Source organism: Bengtsoniella intestinalis (assembly GCF_039719005.1).
In the GTDB taxonomy this organism is placed as follows: Bacteria; Bacillota; Clostridia; order Oscillospirales; family Oscillospiraceae; genus Oscillibacter; species Oscillibacter intestinalis.
Map to the genome: position 1 here is coordinate 1,015,509 of NZ_CP133584.1, position 19,709 is coordinate 1,035,217.

At 48.2% G+C, this 19,709-nt stretch carries 20 protein-coding genes and 1 pseudogene; 3 read left to right on the plus strand and 18 right to left on the minus strand.

Going from position 1 to position 19,709, the window contains the following annotated elements; translation table 11 throughout:
- The first annotated feature begins 17 nt into the window (after nucleotides 1-17).
- Together istA and istB are read left to right on the plus strand one after the other, a co-directional pair.
- Nucleotides 18-1,511, plus strand: a complete 1,494-nt coding sequence (gene istA / locus RFF05_RS05000; protein WP_409967410.1) for an IS21 family transposase — start codon at nucleotides 18-20, stop codon at nucleotides 1,509-1,511.
- Nucleotides 1,504-2,226, plus strand: a complete 723-nt coding sequence (gene istB / locus RFF05_RS05005) for an IS21-like element helper ATPase IstB (protein WP_409967230.1) — start codon at nucleotides 1,504-1,506, stop codon at nucleotides 2,224-2,226. Before istA ends, istB begins: the two co-directional genes overlap by 8 nt.
- Nucleotides 2,227-2,280: 54 nt before the next feature.
- Here istB and RFF05_RS05010 read toward each other — a convergent pair.
- From RFF05_RS05010 to RFF05_RS05055, 10 genes and pseudogenes are all read right to left on the minus strand, one after another.
- Nucleotides 2,281-2,541 (minus strand): annotated as a pseudogene (locus tag RFF05_RS05010) (sporulation initiation factor Spo0A C-terminal domain-containing protein); the annotation flags it as partial.
- On the minus strand, nucleotides 2,529-2,768 hold the full coding sequence (locus RFF05_RS05015; RefSeq protein WP_409967229.1) for a helix-turn-helix domain-containing protein: 240 nt from the start codon (nucleotides 2,766-2,768) through the stop codon (nucleotides 2,529-2,531). The pseudogene RFF05_RS05010 and the gene RFF05_RS05015, both read right to left, overlap by 13 nt.
- 165 nt (nucleotides 2,769-2,933) lie before the next feature.
- Nucleotides 2,934-3,380: a hypothetical protein gene (locus RFF05_RS05020; protein ID WP_409969291.1), complete on the minus strand. Its 447-nt coding sequence runs from the start codon at nucleotides 3,378-3,380 to the stop codon at nucleotides 2,934-2,936.
- Between the two features lie 24 nt (nucleotides 3,381-3,404).
- On the minus strand, nucleotides 3,405-5,570 hold the full coding sequence (locus RFF05_RS05025; RefSeq protein ID WP_409969292.1) for an ATP-dependent RecD-like DNA helicase: 2,166 nt from the start codon (nucleotides 5,568-5,570) through the stop codon (nucleotides 3,405-3,407).
- Between the two features lie 98 nt (nucleotides 5,571-5,668).
- On the minus strand, nucleotides 5,669-6,706 hold the full coding sequence (locus tag RFF05_RS05030) for a YqaJ viral recombinase family protein (protein ID WP_409969293.1): 1,038 nt from the start codon (nucleotides 6,704-6,706) through the stop codon (nucleotides 5,669-5,671).
- Nucleotides 6,706-7,686, minus strand: a complete 981-nt coding sequence (locus tag RFF05_RS05035) for a hypothetical protein (RefSeq protein WP_409969294.1) — start codon at nucleotides 7,684-7,686, stop codon at nucleotides 6,706-6,708. Before RFF05_RS05035 ends, RFF05_RS05030 begins: the two co-directional genes overlap by 1 nt.
- Nucleotides 7,683-7,859 carry a hypothetical protein gene (locus tag RFF05_RS05040; RefSeq protein WP_409969295.1) on the minus strand — a complete coding sequence of 59 codons (177 nt, stop codon included), beginning with the start codon at nucleotides 7,857-7,859 and terminating at the stop codon, nucleotides 7,683-7,685. The genes RFF05_RS05035 and RFF05_RS05040 overlap by 4 nt, the downstream gene beginning before the upstream one ends.
- Nucleotides 7,860-8,120: 261 nt before the next feature.
- The gene (locus RFF05_RS05045; RefSeq protein WP_409969296.1) at nucleotides 8,121-9,044 is read right to left on the minus strand and encodes a hypothetical protein; all 924 of its coding nucleotides are present in this window, start codon (nucleotides 9,042-9,044) and stop codon (nucleotides 8,121-8,123) included.
- Nucleotides 9,045-9,127: 83 nt separating this feature from the next.
- Nucleotides 9,128-9,766 carry a hypothetical protein gene (locus RFF05_RS05050; protein ID WP_409969297.1) on the minus strand — a complete coding sequence of 213 codons (639 nt, stop codon included), beginning with the start codon at nucleotides 9,764-9,766 and terminating at the stop codon, nucleotides 9,128-9,130.
- A gap of 16 nt (nucleotides 9,767-9,782) precedes the next feature.
- The gene (locus tag RFF05_RS05055; RefSeq protein ID WP_409969298.1) at nucleotides 9,783-11,261 is read right to left on the minus strand and encodes a cobaltochelatase CobT-related protein; all 1,479 of its coding nucleotides are present in this window, start codon (nucleotides 11,259-11,261) and stop codon (nucleotides 9,783-9,785) included.
- Nucleotides 11,262-11,691: 430 nt separating this feature from the next.
- Here RFF05_RS05055 and RFF05_RS05060 point away from each other — a divergent pair, with 430 nt between their 5' ends.
- Nucleotides 11,692-12,054 carry a hypothetical protein gene (locus tag RFF05_RS05060; protein ID WP_409969299.1) on the plus strand — a complete coding sequence of 121 codons (363 nt, stop codon included), beginning with the start codon at nucleotides 11,692-11,694 and terminating at the stop codon, nucleotides 12,052-12,054.
- Here RFF05_RS05060 and RFF05_RS05065 read toward each other — a convergent pair.
- From RFF05_RS05065 to RFF05_RS05100, 8 genes are all read right to left on the minus strand, one after another.
- Nucleotides 12,010-12,957, minus strand: coding sequence for a hypothetical protein (locus tag RFF05_RS05065; RefSeq protein ID WP_409969300.1), 948 nt, complete (start codon nucleotides 12,955-12,957; stop codon nucleotides 12,010-12,012). The genes RFF05_RS05060 and RFF05_RS05065 overlap by 45 nt on opposite strands.
- Nucleotides 12,958-13,017: 60 nt before the next feature.
- The gene (gene ltrA, locus RFF05_RS05070) at nucleotides 13,018-14,922 is read right to left on the minus strand and encodes a group II intron reverse transcriptase/maturase (RefSeq protein WP_409970085.1); all 1,905 of its coding nucleotides are present in this window, start codon (nucleotides 14,920-14,922) and stop codon (nucleotides 13,018-13,020) included.
- A 714-nt stretch (nucleotides 14,923-15,636) separates the two neighbouring features.
- Nucleotides 15,637-16,647, minus strand: coding sequence for an ATP-binding protein (locus RFF05_RS05075; protein WP_409969301.1), 1,011 nt, complete (start codon nucleotides 16,645-16,647; stop codon nucleotides 15,637-15,639).
- Between the two features lie 35 nt (nucleotides 16,648-16,682).
- Nucleotides 16,683-17,444 carry a hypothetical protein gene (locus RFF05_RS05080; RefSeq protein WP_409969302.1) on the minus strand — a complete coding sequence of 254 codons (762 nt, stop codon included), beginning with the start codon at nucleotides 17,442-17,444 and terminating at the stop codon, nucleotides 16,683-16,685.
- A 22-nt stretch (nucleotides 17,445-17,466) separates the two neighbouring features.
- The gene (locus RFF05_RS05085; RefSeq protein ID WP_409969303.1) at nucleotides 17,467-17,817 is read right to left on the minus strand and encodes a hypothetical protein; all 351 of its coding nucleotides are present in this window, start codon (nucleotides 17,815-17,817) and stop codon (nucleotides 17,467-17,469) included.
- A gap of 83 nt (nucleotides 17,818-17,900) precedes the next feature.
- A complete protein-coding gene (locus RFF05_RS05090; RefSeq protein WP_409969304.1) occupies nucleotides 17,901-18,413 on the minus strand; it encodes a single-stranded DNA-binding protein in 513 nt (170 codons plus the stop codon).
- 231 nt (nucleotides 18,414-18,644) lie between these two features.
- Nucleotides 18,645-19,106 (minus strand): hypothetical protein, encoded by a 462-nt coding sequence (locus tag RFF05_RS05095; RefSeq protein WP_409969305.1) that lies wholly within the window; start codon nucleotides 19,104-19,106, stop codon nucleotides 18,645-18,647.
- Entirely contained in the window at nucleotides 19,103-19,654 is a 552-nt protein-coding gene (locus tag RFF05_RS05100) for a hypothetical protein (protein ID WP_409969306.1), read from the minus strand. The genes RFF05_RS05095 and RFF05_RS05100 overlap by 4 nt, the downstream gene beginning before the upstream one ends.
- Nucleotides 19,655-19,709: the final 55 nt, after the last annotated feature.

A 19,709-nucleotide genomic window follows, 5' to 3' on the forward strand; every position in this document is an offset into this window, starting at 1 on the left:
GCGGAAAGGTGATAAGAATGGCTCAAAAGAATTATATCAAAGATTTGTACGAAAACCAAGAGAAAAGTCTCAATGAAATCGCAAAAATCACAGGACTCAATTATCGCACGGTGCGCAAGTACGCCCATAAAGACGACTGGAACGATGAGCATCTACCCAACATTCAAGCAGAAAGCTATCCAATTTTAGGGGATTTCATCCCTATCATAGACCAATGGTTAGAGGATGACACCAAAATTCCACGCAAGCAACGACACACAATTTGGCGAATCTATTGCCGTTTACGAGATGAAGAAAAATTCCTCGGTAGCTACTCCAGCGTAAAGCGTTATGTGCGCAAGAAGAAATTCGCCATGAGCAGCCAAACCGATGGTTATCTGCCTCTGGCGCATCCCCACGGCAGTGGGCAAGTGGATTTTGGCGAGCACATCTACAACGACGCCTCATCCAAAGTGCGGACAGGCTACGCCCTAACCCTGTCCTTCCCCAATTCCAACAAGGGATACACCCAAGATTTCCCAGCCCAAAACCAAGAATGCTTGCTAGAAGGCATGAAGCAGATTTTTGAGCACATGGGTGGCGTGCCACCCGTCATCCGCTTCGACAATATGTCTACCGCCGTGGTGAAGGTCCTAGACCATGGTGAACGAGTGCTGACCGATGGATTCACCCGATTCATGCTGCATTACCGATTTAAGGCTGAATTCTGCAATCCTGCCGCTGGCAACGAGAAAGGCAACGTGGAGAATAAAGTGGGATATAGCCGCAGAAACGCCTTTGTTCCTGTGCCGACCATTACCTCCTTCGATACCTTCAACGAACAGCTTTTCGACTGGTGCGAGCAGGATGCACAGCGTCTCCATTACAAGCATCAGATTGAGATACAGGAACTGTGGGAAGCAGATCGTGAGGCGCTACTACCCCTGCCAGAGCACCCTTTTTCGGTGTTCCGTTACGAAAGCTTGGCGGTGAATAAATATGGCTTTGTCACCATTGACACCAATAAGTATGGTCTGTCACCAGCGCTGAGTCGAGAGATTGTGCAAGCGAAAATTTATTATGACTGCATTGAATTTTACCATGACCATACCTTAGTTGGAAGTTATAAAAGAAGTTATGAAACACACCAAGAGTACTATGATTGGAAACAGTATGTTGGCGTTTTATGCAGAAAGCCTGGCGGGGTATCTCACACTCGATTCTTCAACCAAATGCCACCTCTTTGGCAACAGCATCTCCACCAAGCCCAAGGACAGGCACGAAAAAGTGCGCTACAATTACTGGATGAAATCGTCCAAGATGGCAACGCCACCTTTTGCGACGAAGTGCTAGAGTTGGCGCATGAGAATGGCCGCACCGATGCGGATAGTGTCCGCCAATGCTACTACATGATTGCCAAAAAGGAACACCGACCAGAGCCGTTGACTTTGGATATTACCACGCCTGACCTACATTACACGCCAAATTTGAGCGCTTACGACGGATTGATAGGAGGTGATTTACATGGTTGAGCAATACATGAAAACCTTGAAATTAGGTGGTTTGGCAAAAGAGTGGACAAGTGTGGAATACCGAAATAATGAGCAATATCTAACCGATTTATTACAACTGGAGTTGCGAGAACGAGAAATAAACCGCATTAACCGCATGGTAAAAAGTGCAGGATTTGGGGTGCTAAAAACCTTGGATGACTTCACTTGGCGCAATGAAATAGCACTGCCAGTTGGACTAACACGAGAGTATATGGAAGATTTGCAATTTTTGGCACCCAAGGAAAACCTTATTTTTATGGGCGCCGTTGGGACAGGCAAGACCCATCTTGCCACAGCTCTGGCGTTGAACGCCTGCCAAGAAGGACGGCCTGTTCGCTTCTTTACAGCTGCATCTCTTGCCAATATTTTATTGGAAAAGAACAACAAGGGCACCTTGAACAGTTTCTTATCTACGCTAAAAAAGGTGCAGTTAATGGTCATTGATGAAATTGGTTTTGTACCGTTGCACAAAGCGGCAGCAGAGCTGTTATTCCAAGTGATTGCCGACTGTTATGAGCGGAAAAGCCTCATCATTACATCCAATCTGGAATTCTCTCAATGGAATACAGTCTTTGGGGATAACCGCTTGACGGCAGCTCTCATTGACCGCTTGGTACACCATTCGCACATAGTCATCTTCTCTGGGGAGAGCTACCGCTTGACACAATCCATGTCCAGGCAACGTGAGCGTTGAGGCTAGAAGGGACAAAAAAGCACCATTCCTAGGTTTTTTCTCCATAGGATGGTGCGCCATCTGCTCTAACAAAATTCGATTGTGTATCCAAATAAGCTCTGTGATTGTGCGAATGTTGCGCTCAACGCATTGCCAAGTGGTTTTATAGTGTTTGGCTACCTCTGGGTACAGCCACTTGGTGATGAGGAGCAGCCTTTCTGGATTTTGTATGACGAGATAGACGGCGTAGCTGGTATGGAAAAAACCTCGATAGTTGGCGGTGATGCCTAAGGAGTAAAGCAGGCTGTAAATTTCTGCAATGTCTACGCTACCCATTGCAACTCACCCCTCTCCATCTGAAAGGTTTTTGGGTAAAACCCCAGTTCCATGCCATATACATTGCCCAATGTTTGAAGTGTACTCATTTTTGTATCTTTGCTTCCTCGCTCTGCATCCCGAATTGTTCTAACAGAAATTCCACTGCGACCCTCTACCATTTCCTGCGTCATCCCTTGTTCTATACGGAACCCTTTTAAAGCAACGCCAAGTTCATTTCTAGCCATTGTGCACACCTCCTTCTTGTTTTCATTATACAAGAAGAATTTAGCAAATAACAGGAAGCCCACTTCCGTTTTCGACATTTTTCAGCAATTTTTTAAGTTTTTTCTCGCTAATGTTATTCCCCAACGCTGACCCTATGCACTTTTACGCGCCCTTTTTGTGTATTTTTAAGTTGACAAAGACATGAGTGTGTTACGATAGGAAATCCAGGCAATCAAAACCACCTGAATTGCGTTGGAAATATCCGTGTGGTACTGCTCTGCAGTGTACCCGGTGGTTGCACAACCAGAAAATTTGCGCAGATAGTCCTGTCGCACGACCTGCAGGTTTTGATAGGCGGCTAGACAATTTTTCGCTTGGTTCTGGTCGGAAGTCATGCAACGCCGTTCACCCAACAGCTGAGCTACCAGTGCGTCGAAAAGCTGGTAGTGAATTACAAAGGCCTGCATATCCTCCTTTGTTGGATTCTTTTGCAGTAGAAACTCCATAGATTCCAGTACGGAAATGCGGTAGGTCAGTTCACCGTGGACACGCAAATCACCGATGGTGACGTCGGCTGTCTTTTGCTGTAACTGCTCACGATGGTTGCGATACTCATGCAATAATTTAGCCACAAAAATTCCTCCTTCAATTGTGTTTTACTGGCGTTCTTTGATTCGATTGGCCAGATTGGTATTACGCTTTTCAGCGTCAACTGTTTTGATTGCCATACAGAGCGCACGCCGTTCACCCACAATGGTCACACGGCGCTTTGCTCGGGTGATGGCCGTATAGAGCAGTGGACGTTTTAACATGGGGTAATGCCCTGTCTGTAGGGATAAGATCACTGAGGTGTACTCAGAACCTTGGGACTTATGGACGGTACTTGCGTAGGCCAAATCAAGTGATTTCAGCTGTGTGGCATCATACTCCACAACCCTGCCATCACCAAAGTCCATTTCAGCAACCACTTCATCTCTATCGAAATGAATGGCACGAATGAGCCCCACATCGCCGTTGTTGATATCACCTTGGTTTTGCATTTGCATCACACGATCGTTGATGCGTAAGCGTAATCTACCAGACTGGATTTCTGCTTTGTCTGGGGCTGGTGGATTGGCAAGTCCTTGTAATCGCCCATTGATTTCATTGACCCCCGTCTCAGTTTTTCCACGATAGGGTGAGAGGACGAGAACATTTTCTGCCCCATACCGATTTGCCTCCTCCACGTAGATGCGTTGTATAATTTCGGCCGATTCAGTAAATGATTTGCTTTCGATGAGGCGGAAATCATCGCCGTATTCCAAGTGGGTGGCATTATGGCGAATGATGGATGCGTTGACCGGGATGCGACTTCCAATGGCTTGTCGATAGATTTTATCTAGCTTGACCAGTGGGATACACCCACTGCGAATGAGTTCGCTGAGCACCGCACCTGGGCCAACAGATGGAAGCTGGTCAGCATCGCCGATGAGTACCAGCTTCGCTCCTGGCGGTGTGGATAACAGCAGGTTCCGCGCCAGATAGATATCCACCATAGATACCTCATCTACAACAATGAGGTCAGCATCTAACATTTCTGGCTCGTTGTAGCTACCGTCTTCACCAGCCAATAGCCCCAATGCCTTATGGATTGTGGTGCTATGATAGCCCGTGGACTCTTGCATGCGTCGGGCGGCACGCCCTGTTGGAGCACAGCAAATGATTTTACCCTCTGGGTAGAGGGTGTGGTAGATGTCCAGAATGAACTTCTGGATAGAGGTCTTGCCTGTGCCTGGGCCACCAGAAATAATGCTCAGCCCAGCGGCCAGACTGGTAATCACCGCTTCTTGCTGTTCTGCAGCCAGGGTAAAACCGATGCGTGCTTCCGCCAACACGATTTCTTTTTGAATTTCTGCCCTACCCATTTGAGAACAGGATTGGAGCAATTCTGTGACACATCTAGCAACATCCTCCTCTGCCTTCGCAGTGGATTTCCGATAGGCATCATCGCCATACAGCGTGATTTCTCCTTCCTGTAATAAGGCATAGGCTCTTGTTGCCAGCATCTTTTGGGATAGTGCTTCTGTATCCAGTAGTGCGAGGGCTTTCTTCATCAGTAGCCCTTTGTTCAAGCACAGATTGCCTGTGCTTTCCTCATCCTCTAATACATAGAGGATACCTGCATCCACACGGTCTGGGGACGTTGGGTCTAAGCCCAACGCCTGTGCAATCTTATCTGCGGTCTTAAACCCAAATCCATGGATATGGCAGAGCCTGAATGGGTGTTCTCGCACAATCTTCGTTGCGTCGGCTCCATACTGGGTAAAAATGCGAACAGCGCAGTTTGGGGTGACTCCGTGGGGGGCAAGTAAGGCAATGATATTGCGGGCACCATGGCTTTCAATGAGAGAGGTTTTGATTTTTTCCAGTTTCGTCTGGCTGATACCACGAATTTCTATCAACCGTTCTGGCGTATCATCCAACACCTGTAGGGTTTGTGCCCCAAAGGTATCGAAGATGCGCTCAGCCGTTTTCTGTCCAATCCCCTTAATCAGTCCAGATGCGAGATAGCGGACAATCCCTTCCCGTGTGGGGGGAACCAGTTCTTCATAGGTATCCACTTGATATTGGATACCATGCTTTCCACGTGTCCACTGCCCCTGCAGGTCATAGTCAATATCTTCCGCTGTGGGCAGATAATAACCGACCGCTTTGATTGCATCCATTGGCTCACCGTGGGCATCTGGTACACGATCTAGCGGACGATAGAGCACAATCATAAAGCCATTGTCCGATGTGGTGCCATCTTTGGGATAGATGACTCGTTGGAATTTACAGCGCATAGCCTGCGCCTCCGTGTGTGACCATCTTCATAGGGTCAACTCCTTCCTTTTAGGAGTAGCTGGGCGGAGATTACGTCTCCACCCAGCTACGGTGCCAGTTATAAGGGTTTAATGGATGCTTTCAGCTTTCTGGAACAGCTTTCTTTCAAGACATCCTGATAGACAGCACTATAATCTTTTTTCAGCTTATCGCTATCTGGCCGACGGGTGATACGTGTTTTGTAATCCGCAATGATTTTCTCTGAGGGTAAGATTAGCTCACCATGCTCATGGTCTTCCATCAGTGCGGCAATTTGCACAGACAGTGCGGTGACCTCCTTTTCATTTTTTCGAACAGCTGCGTCATGCTGGCTGTTTTCCATCTGCAACTGGGCAATGCGCCGCAGTGCTTTTTCGTGGCTGGCACCAAACTCAATGGTGGGTAGCCCTGCCTGCGACTGCAAGTAAATCCGTTGCAAGCCAGCCATCGCCACCTCGGGTAGTACATCATCCATCACAGGCGGTGTGTCGGTGCGGCAACAATCAATGAATGCCGTTGCACGCTCAAACATATCGTCCTCCGTTGGGATGTCACGGTTGACTGGGCGGATCGCCATGTCATTTTGGGGGTTCATTCCCCACAGGCAACCCAGTTCAGCCAGTTCCAAATCCATAATGGCCAGATACCAGCGCATCTGCAGTTCATAGTAGGGAGGGCAAGCGGAATCGCTCCAGTCAGCCGCCTTATGATAGGTGGTGGTTTTAGAGTCGAAAACGCCGATTTGACCCGTCCCCTTCTGGCGGAACCGATAGTCCAAATCGCCCAAGGCAAAGGGGTACTTGGCGTGCTGATACATCATGGTATCTTCAATCAGCTCATTGCCAGTCAGTTCTGCATACCAGTGGGCTACAATGGGTTCCATCAGATGCCCCATCTCCTTTTGATAGAGATTGGTGGTATCGTCAGGGGTAATGCGCCCTGTCTTCTCCATCCACAGCTCCAGTGGTGTTTTCCACGGGTTAATGCCATAGATGACAGAGATGTCAGAGCCACCCAGCGTGAACGGGATGCTTCCATCAGGGCCATGTGCTCTTGCGGCCAACCATGTTGCACGGGGCATTCCCTTGGTGTCACAAAGTGGGATAGGTGCTGCCATTACCAGCTCACCTCCTTGGCAAAGTCATAGTCTGACCATTTCAAGGTCATCGCTCTGGAGAGAGATTCCTCAATAGAGAGTAGTTTGTTGGCGGACTCAGTATTTTTCACCAAGTAGAGAATTTCTTGCATGGCCAAAAACACATCATGGGCGGTTGCAGGTTCGTCTTGGACAGCTACTTCAAAGAGCGCCACTGCTTCCAGTGCGGCTTTTTTAGGCAGAGTCAGTTTCTTGCAGACCGCTTTCATTGCATGGACAGGGTACTGGAGCCAGATGTCCATCAGCTTGCACAGTTGCGCAACTGTGTCACCATACTGGGAAAACAGCATATCCACTGCCGTCTCAAATTGATCAACAGAGGACTGACGCCGATGCTCCACAGCGACGACACTTCCGATACGGATGGGACGGCCAACGCCAAACAGCAGGGCTGATACCGATGCCGCCGACATACCCACATCAGATGTGGTGAAGCGGATGCCAGGAACCAGTCTACTCGCCATGGTCGCCTTCCCACACTTGGTCAGTGCGTCGATATAGGTGTCCAGCAATTCTGTGCGTTGCATGGGGAATTCCCAAATGGCAGTGGAGAGGATATGATCGGTATAACCACTTTGAAACATGTTGCCAGGGAACCGTTCGTCCAAATGCTCCTGCAAAACGGACATCAGCTTGTCGATGGGAAGCGCAGAGTAGTCGTGTTGGTCACCACCATGGAATGCGGCAACCTTCTCATCACGGATGAGCACCAACGCTTGCTTTGTGGGAAAGAGTTGCAAGCAGGCGTTGAGCACCTCTGCCAGCGCAGGGCGTGGTAGTTTGGGCAGTGCCGTGCCATTGATTTTGGCTCGATCCAACAGGGATTTGTACGCCGTTGTGCGCACAGGGAAATAGGTGCCATCCACCATTGCTGCAAGCCCTAAATTACGCACCGTGTCAGTGACCGCATTAGGACTCACCTCGATAGGAAAGCGACTCATGTCGCTGGCCAAGGGGAATCACCATCCAGTGATTCGATGATAATGCTGGAGATGGGGACAGGTTTCCACAGGGACTGGGTGGCCTGTTCGTGATGGTATAACATCATGTCGCTGGCATCCGAGAAGTTGCGATAATAAGAATCACAACTAGGGGTGAGAGTGTTTGCTTGCATAAACATAGCTCCTTTCAAGTTTGACGGGGTTGCCGCCTTGATATAAAAAAAGCGGAGGTCATCTATGTAAGATGCCTCCGCTAATTTCCAATGGTATTTAGTTGGGAAATAAAAAAAGTGCCATTCGCCCATATGGGCAAATGACACTTTGTAACATTGAAACTGTGATTGTTAGGCCAATCATTGAAACTTTATGTTAGCATTATACCATCTTGTCAGGTAGCAGTCAACTAGAAAGCGAAAATTGCTGGCTGTATACGCTTACCCTGTTTTTTGCAATGACCACACGCCACGTTGTGTAGATGCAAACAGTTTGGGATAAACCTGTAATGTTTGGCGCACCTTCTCCTTCCACCACTGATTCTCTCTGGCTCGCTTGTGGTTGGAGATTTTGTCGTAGATACAAGACAGATTGGCCTGCCCTCCGCAATCTTCTAGGACAGCGGACACAATATCCTTCCATGTGCATCCTGGCATATCTCGCAGGTCACCTTGGACACGGTTGGTGATAAGGATGGGTACCGCCAATGGCTGTTCTTTTTTGATTAGCAGCAAGTATTCGTGGACAATGGGAATGAATTTCCCGCTGTACGATGTGGAACTGGAATTACAATTATGCTGTGTTTTGATGATCACATTTTCTAGCATACCGGGCTTAATGAGTTCGAAAAGCATACTATAAAGGGATCCCTTTTTCTTAATATCCCCCACTAGCACTGCCATCCGACCACCTCGCTCCAGAGCGCTAAATTGCTTCATCATACAGTAATTCATCACCTGCACAAACTGGTTCCAGTCTGGGATACGGGATAAATCCGATACACTGGGGTCGTATCCATAGGCCTTTTGTACTGCTTGGCTATCGTACATAGAACCCGAATATTTGATGATATCCCAATAAGGAGGGTGCCAAAAAATAAAATTGGGACGTTCTTGGACCTCATGATTCACCAAATCAAATCCACTATGCAGGTCATATGTGTGGCTATGAATACTCCGTTGCTGGGCAGCGGCACCCGTGGTGTTGCTCCCACACATATAATCATAAATATCTTTGATCTGGAAATGGTCAATAAGGTCGAGTAGCAGTTTGGGGGAACAATTCCCACGATAGCGATTGTTACCGCCTGCCCCTCGTTCTGGGTATGATACAACTGATGTCAGTTGATTTCTTTCTTGGGACATCTTATCGTCCTCCTTTAGATGAGGGGCAGAGTCGCAATCGACTCTGCCCCTTTGTATTGCACCACTTATGGGTGGCTGTCATATTAGGTTTTCTCTAACGGTTCCTCTGGGGACGCATCATCGTCATCCTCGTCGTCTTCGTCGTCTTCGTCGTCATCATCTCGATGGAACAGTGCATCACACTCCTCATCGGTATACTGACGGTAGGTGATACAGCCTTTCTCTACGGTTGCTTCGCCTGCGAAATAGCTTCCAGACTCCTCATATTCCAAGTGGAAATTCAGTTCAGGAAATAGCGTCGCAAGCTGTTCGACCCACGCAATGGGAGGGCTCCATGCAGTGAGGAAATACATACCGAGTTCTTCACAGTCTTCATCCCAGCCCATGGACTCGGGGTCGATGTTATCGGCGTAGATATCCCATTTCGTCCCCCAATTGTGGAGATTCCAGTGATAGCCGTCCAATGGTTCTGTATAATCGCCCGCATAGAACTTGGTGATGTCAACAACCCCCCGACCATCAAAGCCAATGTCAATGATTTCTTGGGGCGTGGGTACCGTGGCATTGAAGCACAGGTATTTCGTAGTGCAGGGTGTGTTTGCCTCAGTATCGTGTTCTCTGGGTGGATAGACTGCAGGTAGCCCGAATGCTCGGCCTACAAAATCCGCAAGGGCTTCGTGACTACCCGTCACGGTGAATTGATTTGAACACCAGTTAGGCATTTTCAAATGCCTCCTTTCACAGTCGTATAAATTGTTTGATGCGGCTGGACAAGAGCACAGGGAGCCGATTCAAATCAGAAATATCCATAAAGGAATCTCCATAAATCCGTTCCAAGCTTTCCTTGTCGTCACCGATTGCGGCGGCAATGAGTTGCACACCTTTTCGCTTATACTCGTGCTTAATCCCTCGCAGGTCTTCCTCTGCCGCTGTGCCGTAGTAGCCGCCGTCTGAGGGTTGCCCATCGGAGATAAGCACCAGTATCTTTACTTCTTCTGGTCGTGCGAATAGTCGCTCAGCCACATAGCGCAGTGCGGCGCCGTCACGGTTACACCCTCTGGAGGACATATCCATCAGTCGATAGCAATCGTCCCCTTTATAGGACTCGAACTCTGCATAGGAGTATAAGTCTACCCCTGACCCAGTGGAATGACCGTAAATCAGAATGGGTATATTGAGGGATTTACAAAAGTCATAGAGGATAATGGACGCTGCTCGGGCATAGGTAATTCTATCTCTAGAACACATAGACCCCGACTCATCCACCAGTAGTCCAACGGACAATTCAGGTGTCTCATTGGGCAGTGAGGATTTACAGAAAATACGCCCATCCCGTCTAGGAAGAGCATGGGTATCAAGTCTGCGCCCCAAATAGAGGCCTGTCTGCTTGCCACCACGCTGGCGATCCTGTAGCTGTTGGAGCACGCTTCTTTGAAGCTGCTTGGAAATATGGAGCAGTGGTTTTGCAATCGCATTGTATTGCTCAACCAAGTCAGAATCCACTGCCGAGATACGATGCACTCGCATATCGACACCATCATGGATGTTGCCATAGGAGATATTGTTGGCCAACTCATTCATAGAGCGAGTGCGCTGATTTTCCAGTTCCTCGCAAGCCATATTATCTAAAATACGGTCGATATCACTGGCTGCGTCTGTATAACCAGAACCAGTATAGCCATCGTCGTGTTCACATACGCCACCGGTTGGGATATCAAGATCTGAAGTTTGCTCCAGAGGCATACGCCCTGTTTCCTCAGAACTGGCTTTTTGTACGGAATCACTTCGCTCAGAACCGTGTGCTGCCCCTTCAGACTCATCTGTTTCATCTGGGTCTGGTGAAATGGGCGGGATTTCTTCTTGCTCTGTATCCAGGGTAGATTCTTCAGGCTCTTTAGGCTCTTCAGGCTCTTCATCGGCTTCTTTTGCCGCTTCGGATGTAGCGCCTCGTTTTTGTGCTGTGGGGCTTGGGTTTTTCGGGGCGGCACTTCCTCCAGCAACACCAGAGCTATTACCGCTACCGATGGCACTGCCACCGACCACAACCACAGTGCCTGTTGTGGCACCGTCGCTTTCATCGGGGAGTGTATCCAGATAACTGCGGATATAGGCCCAGTGATGGACAATGATGCGGTTGACACAATCTAGTCGAATGCGCATGTCTGTGGTTTGCACCGCTTCGTCAATGGTATCAAGGATTTGAAATAGCGCCGTCACCCTTGGGTTTGCAACGGTGGCTTCGCCATACTTGATTTCGCCAAACTTGGCATAGGAGAGGATGAGCTGAAGGATGCTCGCCCAGATACTCTCTGGGGTTTCCTCATCATCCTCAAGTTGTGAGACAGTGGGGATTAACCCATAGTGGCTCTGGCGCAGTTTTTCTAAGGTATACCCTAGCTTGCCGGGTAACGCCGAAGCATTTGGTCTTCGATATAGCCGTCCTCCACAATATTCCAGATATTGTGCGCCATACTGATAAATCGTTGGCGGTTATCGGGGATTGCCAGATAATCTGCGATTTCTCGCAGATTATACTGGCTGGTAGCCGTGGGGCATACGGGTTCGCAGGGATACCAATTCCCCCGTGCAGGTGGTTTGTGTAGGACTGAGATTGGAGAAAATCCGTGAATAAGACGTGCCCAAGCTCATGGCTGAACAAACCGCACACCATCTCGTATCGTGCCTGTCTGGTCTTTTGCTTTTTAACAAGCCGAAAGCCAGCATTGATTACGATATTGAGATTATTGGTGGCAGCGGTCAGGGGATCGTTTGGTTTCCATATCACCTGAACCCGAACACGAGATTTACTGTGGTAGCGACGGCTTTGCGCTGCCGCTATATCCTCGAAGTGACCAGCCAGAAGCCGAGACTGGAAAAATTGTCGGTCAGTCACTTTGCTGCGCTCCTCTTGAAGCATTTTGCGGATGTTTTTATGGGTAATACGAGCCATATATCATTCCCTCCCTTACACCACATTGTGCAGTGTTTTGGGTTGGAACTGCTGCTCTAAGATGGTTTCACGCAGTGCATTGCGGTCGTCCTCGTCTGAGGTTGCCTTGCTGATGATGGTGTAGAGTGCCGATGTGTATGGGTCCCCTGTGATTTCACTGCTGATAATCCAATCAATGAGAGATCGGATGCCACAGTTACCATCGGTAATCCCATTGCTACGGCAATACTCTGCGATTTCTCGCACAACACCCACCATCTGCGAGACCAGATACTGGTCTGTGCATCCAGTGACCTGCATGGCACGCTCCGCCATAATCTCATCGCTGGGCAATTCAATGTCCTGCACCAAATTCATACGGTCAACCACGGACTGGTTGATCCCACGACACCCCTCATAAGAGATATTGGTGGTGATGACCACCACGGTATCGGGATGCCGTCCAATGACCTCATTGGTTGGGAGGGTAATGGATCCAGATTGCTCTAGCAGGGAGTTCAGCCCCACCAGCACACCGGGTTGCATGATGGTTGCAGGCTCTTGGATTTCTACGAGCCACCCATTGCGCAACGCACGGACGAAATCTGTTTCCACATAGACATAGGCCTGCCCCTTGTCAGACTCCTGCACTTGGGTAAGTAGGCGCATACGCTCAGCGACATACTCTAGCATCACACACATACAGTCCTGTAGAGTGGCCGTATCCTTCTCCATCCCTGTCAGCTCCATATAGGAACCAGCAGGGTCGTAAGCGATGTCGTCCATATCAGGTAATTTCAGCAGTTTCATCACATTCTCAGTGTTGATACCGCCCATAGCCTGTAGTTCATCACGCTGACGGTCAAGGTCAGCGTCGCCTGTGGTGGCGGTCGCTGTGTCAGGGAACACCTGTCCAATTAATAGCCATAGGTAAATCTTTGATATAATCTCTAACTTTTCCCTGGCTTCACACCGTGCGTGCACCTTTCAGCGCACACGGCGTTCCATCAACCGAATAACAGATTGTGTTTCATTACAGAGTTTTCAAGCCATTTGAGCTTGTATTTCCTGATTGCCCGCAATTGTGCGAAGGTGATTTAGCCGTTTTAGTTGATACGCAGTTAGTTTGACTTTTCCCAGTAATCCGCCAATGGTATTTTTGTCTACTGCATGGATTAGTTTGTGAACATCCACGCAAACAATTTTTAGATTATGGTATTTATCAGTTCCTCCTGCATGTAGTGGTAGCACATGATGACAGTGCATGTCACCAATTTCCAATATCTTTCCTGTGATAGCGCATTTTCCATTCTGAGCACAGTACAGAGCCAAGCGATTGTCGTTGAATTCTATACTGCGATTTCGATTTGGATTATTCATCAAATAATGCAAGATTGAGATGTTGATTGTCCGCAAGTCATCGTGTATCAACGCCCTTCCTTTTGCGGTATATTTATTTACACCACGTTTGGGGAACATAGGCGGTTTTGTTTTCACAAATCCTATAGGAATTAACGTCCTGCCAGTGATATAGCGTATGCACTTAGATGTGCTGTATTTTTGCACCACATATTTGGGTAGTTTGGCTTCACCTTGCTTAGTAAGTAGGCATTTCAGATTTTTATTATGATCGAGTCTGGACAAGACTGAGCGGTTTATTGGGTTTAGATCTCTGACTATGTGAGTAGCCATTTGGTAGTATTGATGGACCCCGAACACATACATATTGATATTATCAATTACGACATGCTGTTCCCGTCTATCCGAACAGTGAGCAAGATTACTCACTGACATATGCATACGTTCAGCTACCTTTTCAATGGCAGCTTCGCATATGTGTGACTGGATGACGTATTTCGGGGAACCGTCTTTTTCTTTGCCTTTTGCGATTAACTTGAACTGGATTCCAAGAAATTCCGAGTATCCCTTTCGTAAGTTTACCACGTGGGATTTTTCGGGGCTGATTTCTAGAAATAGCCTTTCTTTTAGCCACTGTGTCGTAGCTTGGAATATCCGCTCTGCTTCATTTTTACTTCGGCAGAATATTTTGAAGTCATCGGCATATCGGACAATAAAGCACTCTTTTAAGTTGGAATTACGTTGCGCTGCATAGCGGTTTCCATGGTTTTCACCTGAGTTACCATTTCGCATAACTTTGCTTTCGTACTGGTGTTTTGTAGGGAATATCTCCCACTGCGACGCTATCCACCAATCCAACTCGTTAAGAACAATGTTTGCAAGTAAAGGGGATAGAATCCCACCTTGCGGTGTGCCTTTTGTCGGTACACCTATACCCACTATCTCTGCCTTCAGCATTTGGGAAATGATGCAGATAAGCTTTTTGTCTCTTAACCCTAGTGCCCACATTTGTTTGAGTAGTTTCCCGTGATTCACGTTGTCAAAGAATCCTTTGATATCCATGTCCACAACATGTCGCAACTTGTGATTCTGCGCCAACTTGTATGCCCTTGCCACAGCGTGTTCACAACACTTGTTAGGTCGAAAACCATAACTATGTGGATAGAACTTTGCTTCACATATAGGCTCCAAGATTTGTAGAATGCACTGTTGAATCAGACGGTCATAGATAGTTGGAATACCAAGCGGGCGCATTTTACCGTTTTTCTTTGGAATTTCTACTCTGCGAACTCTATGAGGTTTATAGTATCTCAACCGTTGTCTCACATAATCAGTAATTTGTTCATTGGTTAGTCCAGCGAGGTCGTCTATGGTTTTATCATCGACCCCCGCTGTTTTGCTTCCGCTGTTTTTCTTGAGATTTCTATATGCAAGTTCTACATTTTGCGGTAAAGTAATTTGTTCTACTAATTTAGTGAATATCTTTCCGCTTTTGCTGTCTGCATACAGGTTGTCTAGTAAGCTTTGGACACCATAATATTCGGCATTTCTCAGCTTTTGTCTTTTCTTATTTTGGCTTGTCAAAGTCAGCAACTCCTTTTTCGGAACCGCTTTTCTTAGTCTTACTCGAACCTTTGATACTCTGTAGTATAAATTTGTCATTGCGGCTGACTAATGCCCATCCCTCCACCATGTTTCCATGGCATCATCAGTACTATGGCATCACTCTCAGTTGGATAAAATTGGGTTATAGCAAGCTTTTCCCCAATAACACTTCACAGCGTGTAATCGCTCCATGTTCCAACCTTTCCCTGTTCCGTCATTTCTATCTGTACATATACCCTTAGGTTTCCCTTTGTGCCTGTATGCTTGATATCGCCTGTAACGACATAAGGACTTTCATATCGACCAGTTTTACTTATCCTCACATACCACGCTCATGGCGTGCCCCAGCATTTCTACTGGCTAATCTTATAGACACTTTCATTCGGGCTTTCGTCAGTGACCCCATTAAGGCCACATTCTAACCATAGATATTTTATAGACCCCCAGCCTATAGACTGCACCACCCACCTCTGGATGGCTTTCGTCAGGACATAACATTTTCCTGTTTCGGCAGTTCTCAGCTGACTTCACCGAGCTTCATACGCATACGTCCTTAATTACACGGATTTTCAGTATACGCATGTCGGAGTATCAGGGCAGGCGTTTCCGGGCGTTACCCCTTCATTCCACCTGTTGAAATGACAGTTCTCGTTCCATTTTGGAACGGCCTAATTTTTAACATCGGGTGATGTTATCTGTTCAGGAACAGGTCGCACGGTCGAAAATTTCTGTGTTGGCAGAGCAAGTATACTTCACATAGGGAAGTCCCAAGCCTGCGGCAATGGCTCTCGCACCAGCAGTTTTGCCCGTACCTGCGGGTCCTCGCAAGAGGAAGTTCCGCATGGGTAGATGCTTGCTGGTGGTGGCGACAGCATGTTTGCAAACACCCACCACCTCGTCGGGGATGATATACCAAGGCTCCAGTGCAGGGACTAGGTTTTGCTCGCTGACCGATAAGGCACGACTGGGGTTCAGGGTGTACTGACCAAGAAAATCTCGATGGTCCAGTGTTTTGATGCGCTGGATGGTATGGCTCGTGGGTGTTTTTGCAAACACTTGGAATGCACCAGCAATGACGCTACGGGGTGTGTATTTTCCTGCATCAATCTGGGTTTTGGGGATGCGGGTCAAATTCCCAGCGGCGTCAATGTTCAATTTGACATGGACAGCACAATTCTCATCCGTGACACGGCGATAGGCATTGTCGCAGAGCAAACCTAAGAGCTTGCTTGCTGCGTCCAAGTCGGGCAGGGATTTATCATGGGCATCCTTGTACAACTCAAACGCATCCTTGAACTCCTCATCCTCCATCAAAGTGGGGAACGCCGCCATAAAGACAGCGGCACCATCACGCTTTCCTTTGTTGTTGGTAAAGGAATAGGCGCCCGACGAATCTGTGTTCATATTAAACACACTGGCATGAATTTGACCGCTCACAGGGTCATAGACAACCAGATGATAGTCATCTGGGATGGCGGATTGGTACTCAACCACGCTACGGTGGTCAATCAGGCCAAGGGCCCCGTAGGATGTGCCATTCATGCAGTTTATCACGGCATGGAGGGCTTTGATCACGCTGGGTGACAAGGTGGCTTCTGTCCCTCCCAAAGAGTATGCTGAAGCGGCGCTGACCTTTTTGCTGGACAGCGTGTCATAGGGGGCCGGAAGTGGATATGAGTAGGCGAATAATTTCGAAGCACTTAAATTCATAAGTGTAAATTTCCTTTCTGCACACAGGCATTGATTTAGTCTAATTTCAGGTGGATGGCACCATCTTCTACCGTGGCACCCAACTCGTTCTCCGCAAGGCAATCACAGATTGCTGGCCAACTCTCCATCTCGGGAAGCTGTTCCGCCGTGAGGACAACGATATACTCGTTCTTGGAAATCGCCTCATTGCACAACGCATTGAGCATGGTCAAATGGTCGTTCACCCAATGATAGGCGAGGAATGAGTAGTCGGTGGGGGGTTCTGGTTCTGTGGGTGCAGGTGTCTCGTCCTCCTCATCGTCCTCTGTATCGTCGTCCTCATCCTTATGCTCTTGACAGGGAGTGGGATTCGAGAGTCCGTCAAAGACCAGTGTGACGAATTGCAATTCCTTCACTACAATCGTCGCTCTACGATAGCCACCCGCATGATTGAGCAGGATAGCAAGCACATCTCCATTTGCCAGTGCATTGATAGGTGCATGAGTCTCCCAGACCCAACGGGCATCGGGATAGCACTCACAAAGCTGTTGTGTGATGCGGTTTTGCAGGATTTGGAATGCTGCTGCTCGAAGTTCCGCCTCATTTTCTACACTGCGGTAGACTGGAACGGGTGGAATCTCCTCCACTGGTTCAGTATACTTGTCCAGATTGATATAAAGCAGCCGAACAGCCGCAACAATGGCACAGACAATGGCCAGTAGCAACAGAGGCCACAACCGCAGGAACAGTAGAACCAGTATGATGAGTCCAATGGTGGTCAACACATCTTGTGCCAAAGCACGCGTTTTGAGTTTCATGGTCAATCTCCTCTCCGTGGTGTTATGCCTGATTGGGCAGATACAGATAAATTGCAGGGTGGTCAGGCGTATTTGCGACGATGGCCATTTCACGCTGAGGGTTCGGCAGGTAGGGTGGATGCTGGGCATTGCCTGGCATAATCTCGCCAAAAACAACGGTGATGTCCACCAGTGCCAGATTTTCAATGGCACGGATGAAGGTATCGTGGTTGCAATGGATATAGGTGAGATACTGCAAGTCAAATGACACCGAGGCCATCAGGTCAAACATCTGGTGCATCGTCAGTCGATTATCAGACATTTGCCGTAGATAGGATGTCAGCTTGCGCTGGCGACGCTCTACTGGGCAGGTTGCGAAGGTGGAATTCTTCATCTCAAGCTCCTTTCTGCGCAAAAAAAGCGCACACGTACCAAAAGAAATGGTTCGTGTGCGCTCAGTGCGCTAGATTCATTTTGCTACTTAGCCTCCGAAGAAGGGATTATCCCCACCGAAGTTTTCATAGCCAGTAAACCCACCTTGGGGTTGGGGGCAGGTGCAGGTGCAGCTGGGTTGTTGGCGTGGCCTGGGGCGGCGTATCCGCCGTTTTGCGGTGCTCCACCATACTGGCCACCAGTGGCCTGATCGGGAACGGGTGTGTTGGATGCAGAGGCATTCTTGTTGCCGCCGTTGTTGCCGTAAGAGAATTCAATGTCATCTGCGACGATCACAAAGCGACGATGCTCTGCCCCGTCTTTCTGCCAGACATCCTCATCCAGACGACCAGAGATGGTAATGACAGACTTCTCTTTCAGCCCCATTTTGACGACCTTTTCGGCCAGTTTGCCAAATGCTTTGACCTGAATGTTCACCCAACGGCTGTTGTTGTCCGCCTTGGGGTCAAAGATACGGCATCCAACTCGAAATTGGCTGGCATTTCCGCTCTCTGAGGTCCAGATGGCCTGTGCGCCTTGATATCCTGGAGATATCATTGCATCTGTTGCGATAATTTTGATCATGGTACTGTTTCTCCTTTCGGGGGTTTTAGCCCCATTAAAATGATATATTTCAAACACCTAATTTGGTGTAGAAAACAAAAAAAGTGCCATTCACCCACATAGGTAAATGACACTTCGTAACATTGAAACTTTGTTTTCAAATGAAAACATGAAACTTTATGTTCTCATTCTACCAAATATAAAAGAGTTCGTCAATCCCATTTCTCAACTTGTTTGGTCAGCCTCTCTGTTATCCACTTCAAGAGCAAGATAAGCCGTGATGTAATAAGCGCCATCCTGCTGATAAATGGCGGTGTGTTCTGATAAGTAGAGGCGGACAGCAGTGCCCACCGCAATGCCCGTAGGGAGCCGTCGGTTCAGCCGTACTACGAGTACACCCTCATCCCCCTGAATCACCACTTTCTTTGCTCGCCGACTCAGGCGAACAGCTTGAATAGCCGTACATCGCCCTTGTACCATGGTGTAGCTACCGTCTATCGCCATTCGATACCGCTGGTGGGCATGTCCTAAGAGCAGAATGGCCAGCAAGCCCAATGGGAAAAGCATAGCTGTCTCTATCCCACAGCAGATACCCACACCCAAGAGGAAAAAACAGCCGACTGCACCCACAAGACTGCCCAGCACCTGCCGTTCTATACAGGTGGGTATTTGAGTTGTTATTCTCAAAGTACACTCACAGCCCCCTTCCGAATCAGTTGCAAGACGCCGTCTACCACCAATGGCATACTGGGGCTATGCTCCATCTGGGCTTCCAGTACAAGGTCAGCAATATTGGTTGTGGTATACAAAGTTTCCACCAACGCCTGACGATTGGATTCTCCCAGTAGCGTCGCTACGGGAGCGATTCCCTGTGTGCGCAACTGGACTAATTCAGCAATGGTCATCCGCAGCCCAGCAAAACGGAGCCATGTCAGCACCTCTCGCTCTATACTGGTTTTCTTACCAATGGCAAATCTGCGCCGTGGTACTAAAATACAGCCAGATAAAACCCGAAAGACCTCAATGGTCTCGTTCCCGATTGTTTCAGTACAGGAAATGAGGCCTCGACCTGCTAAATTGCATAACAATCTCTCCTCCGCCTGATTTAATCCCCCTTGACCTGCCAACCAGATTTGGGCATCAGCATCGCCGATGGATAACCGCTGTCCATAGTGCATCACTGTAATCATATCACCAGTTTGCTGTTGTAATTCACCCTTGGATATATATCTCATACTCGCTCACCTCATATGGTTTTTCTTCATTAAACCCATTAGGTGGCTGTTTTAC

Excerpts from the sequence above, each read along its gene's own strand:
- istA (WP_409967410.1), top strand. The coding sequence starts at position 18 with ATGGCTCAAAAGAATTATATCAAAGATTTGTACGAAAACCAAGAGAAA.
- istB (WP_409967230.1), top strand. The coding sequence starts at position 1,504 with ATGGTTGAGCAATACATGAAAACCTTGAAATTAGGTGGTTTGGCAAAA.
- RFF05_RS05015 (WP_409967229.1), bottom strand. The coding sequence starts at position 2,768 with ATGGCTAGAAATGAACTTGGCGTTGCTTTAAAAGGGTTCCGTATAGAA.
- RFF05_RS05025 (WP_409969292.1), bottom strand. The coding sequence starts at position 5,570 with ATGCGCTGTAAATTCCAACGAGTCATCTATCCCAAAGATGGCACCACA.
- RFF05_RS05030 (WP_409969293.1), bottom strand. The coding sequence starts at position 6,706 with ATGGCAGCACCTATCCCACTTTGTGACACCAAGGGAATGCCCCGTGCA.
- RFF05_RS05035 (WP_409969294.1), bottom strand. The coding sequence starts at position 7,686 with ATGAGTCGCTTTCCTATCGAGGTGAGTCCTAATGCGGTCACTGACACG.
- RFF05_RS05040 (WP_409969295.1), bottom strand. The coding sequence starts at position 7,859 with ATGCAAGCAAACACTCTCACCCCTAGTTGTGATTCTTATTATCGCAAC.
- RFF05_RS05045 (WP_409969296.1), bottom strand. The coding sequence starts at position 9,044 with ATGTCCCAAGAAAGAAATCAACTGACATCAGTTGTATCATACCCAGAA.
- RFF05_RS05050 (WP_409969297.1), bottom strand. The coding sequence starts at position 9,766 with ATGCCTAACTGGTGTTCAAATCAATTCACCGTGACGGGTAGTCACGAA.
- RFF05_RS05060 (WP_409969299.1), top strand. The coding sequence starts at position 11,692 with ATGGCTGAACAAACCGCACACCATCTCGTATCGTGCCTGTCTGGTCTT.
- RFF05_RS05075 (WP_409969301.1), bottom strand. The coding sequence starts at position 16,647 with ATGAATTTAAGTGCTTCGAAATTATTCGCCTACTCATATCCACTTCCG.
- RFF05_RS05080 (WP_409969302.1), bottom strand. The coding sequence starts at position 17,444 with ATGAAACTCAAAACGCGTGCTTTGGCACAAGATGTGTTGACCACCATT.
- RFF05_RS05085 (WP_409969303.1), bottom strand. The coding sequence starts at position 17,817 with ATGAAGAATTCCACCTTCGCAACCTGCCCAGTAGAGCGTCGCCAGCGC.
- RFF05_RS05090 (WP_409969304.1), bottom strand. The coding sequence starts at position 18,413 with ATGATATCTCCAGGATATCAAGGCGCACAGGCCATCTGGACCTCAGAG.
- RFF05_RS05100 (WP_409969306.1), bottom strand. The coding sequence starts at position 19,654 with ATGAGATATATATCCAAGGGTGAATTACAACAGCAAACTGGTGATATG.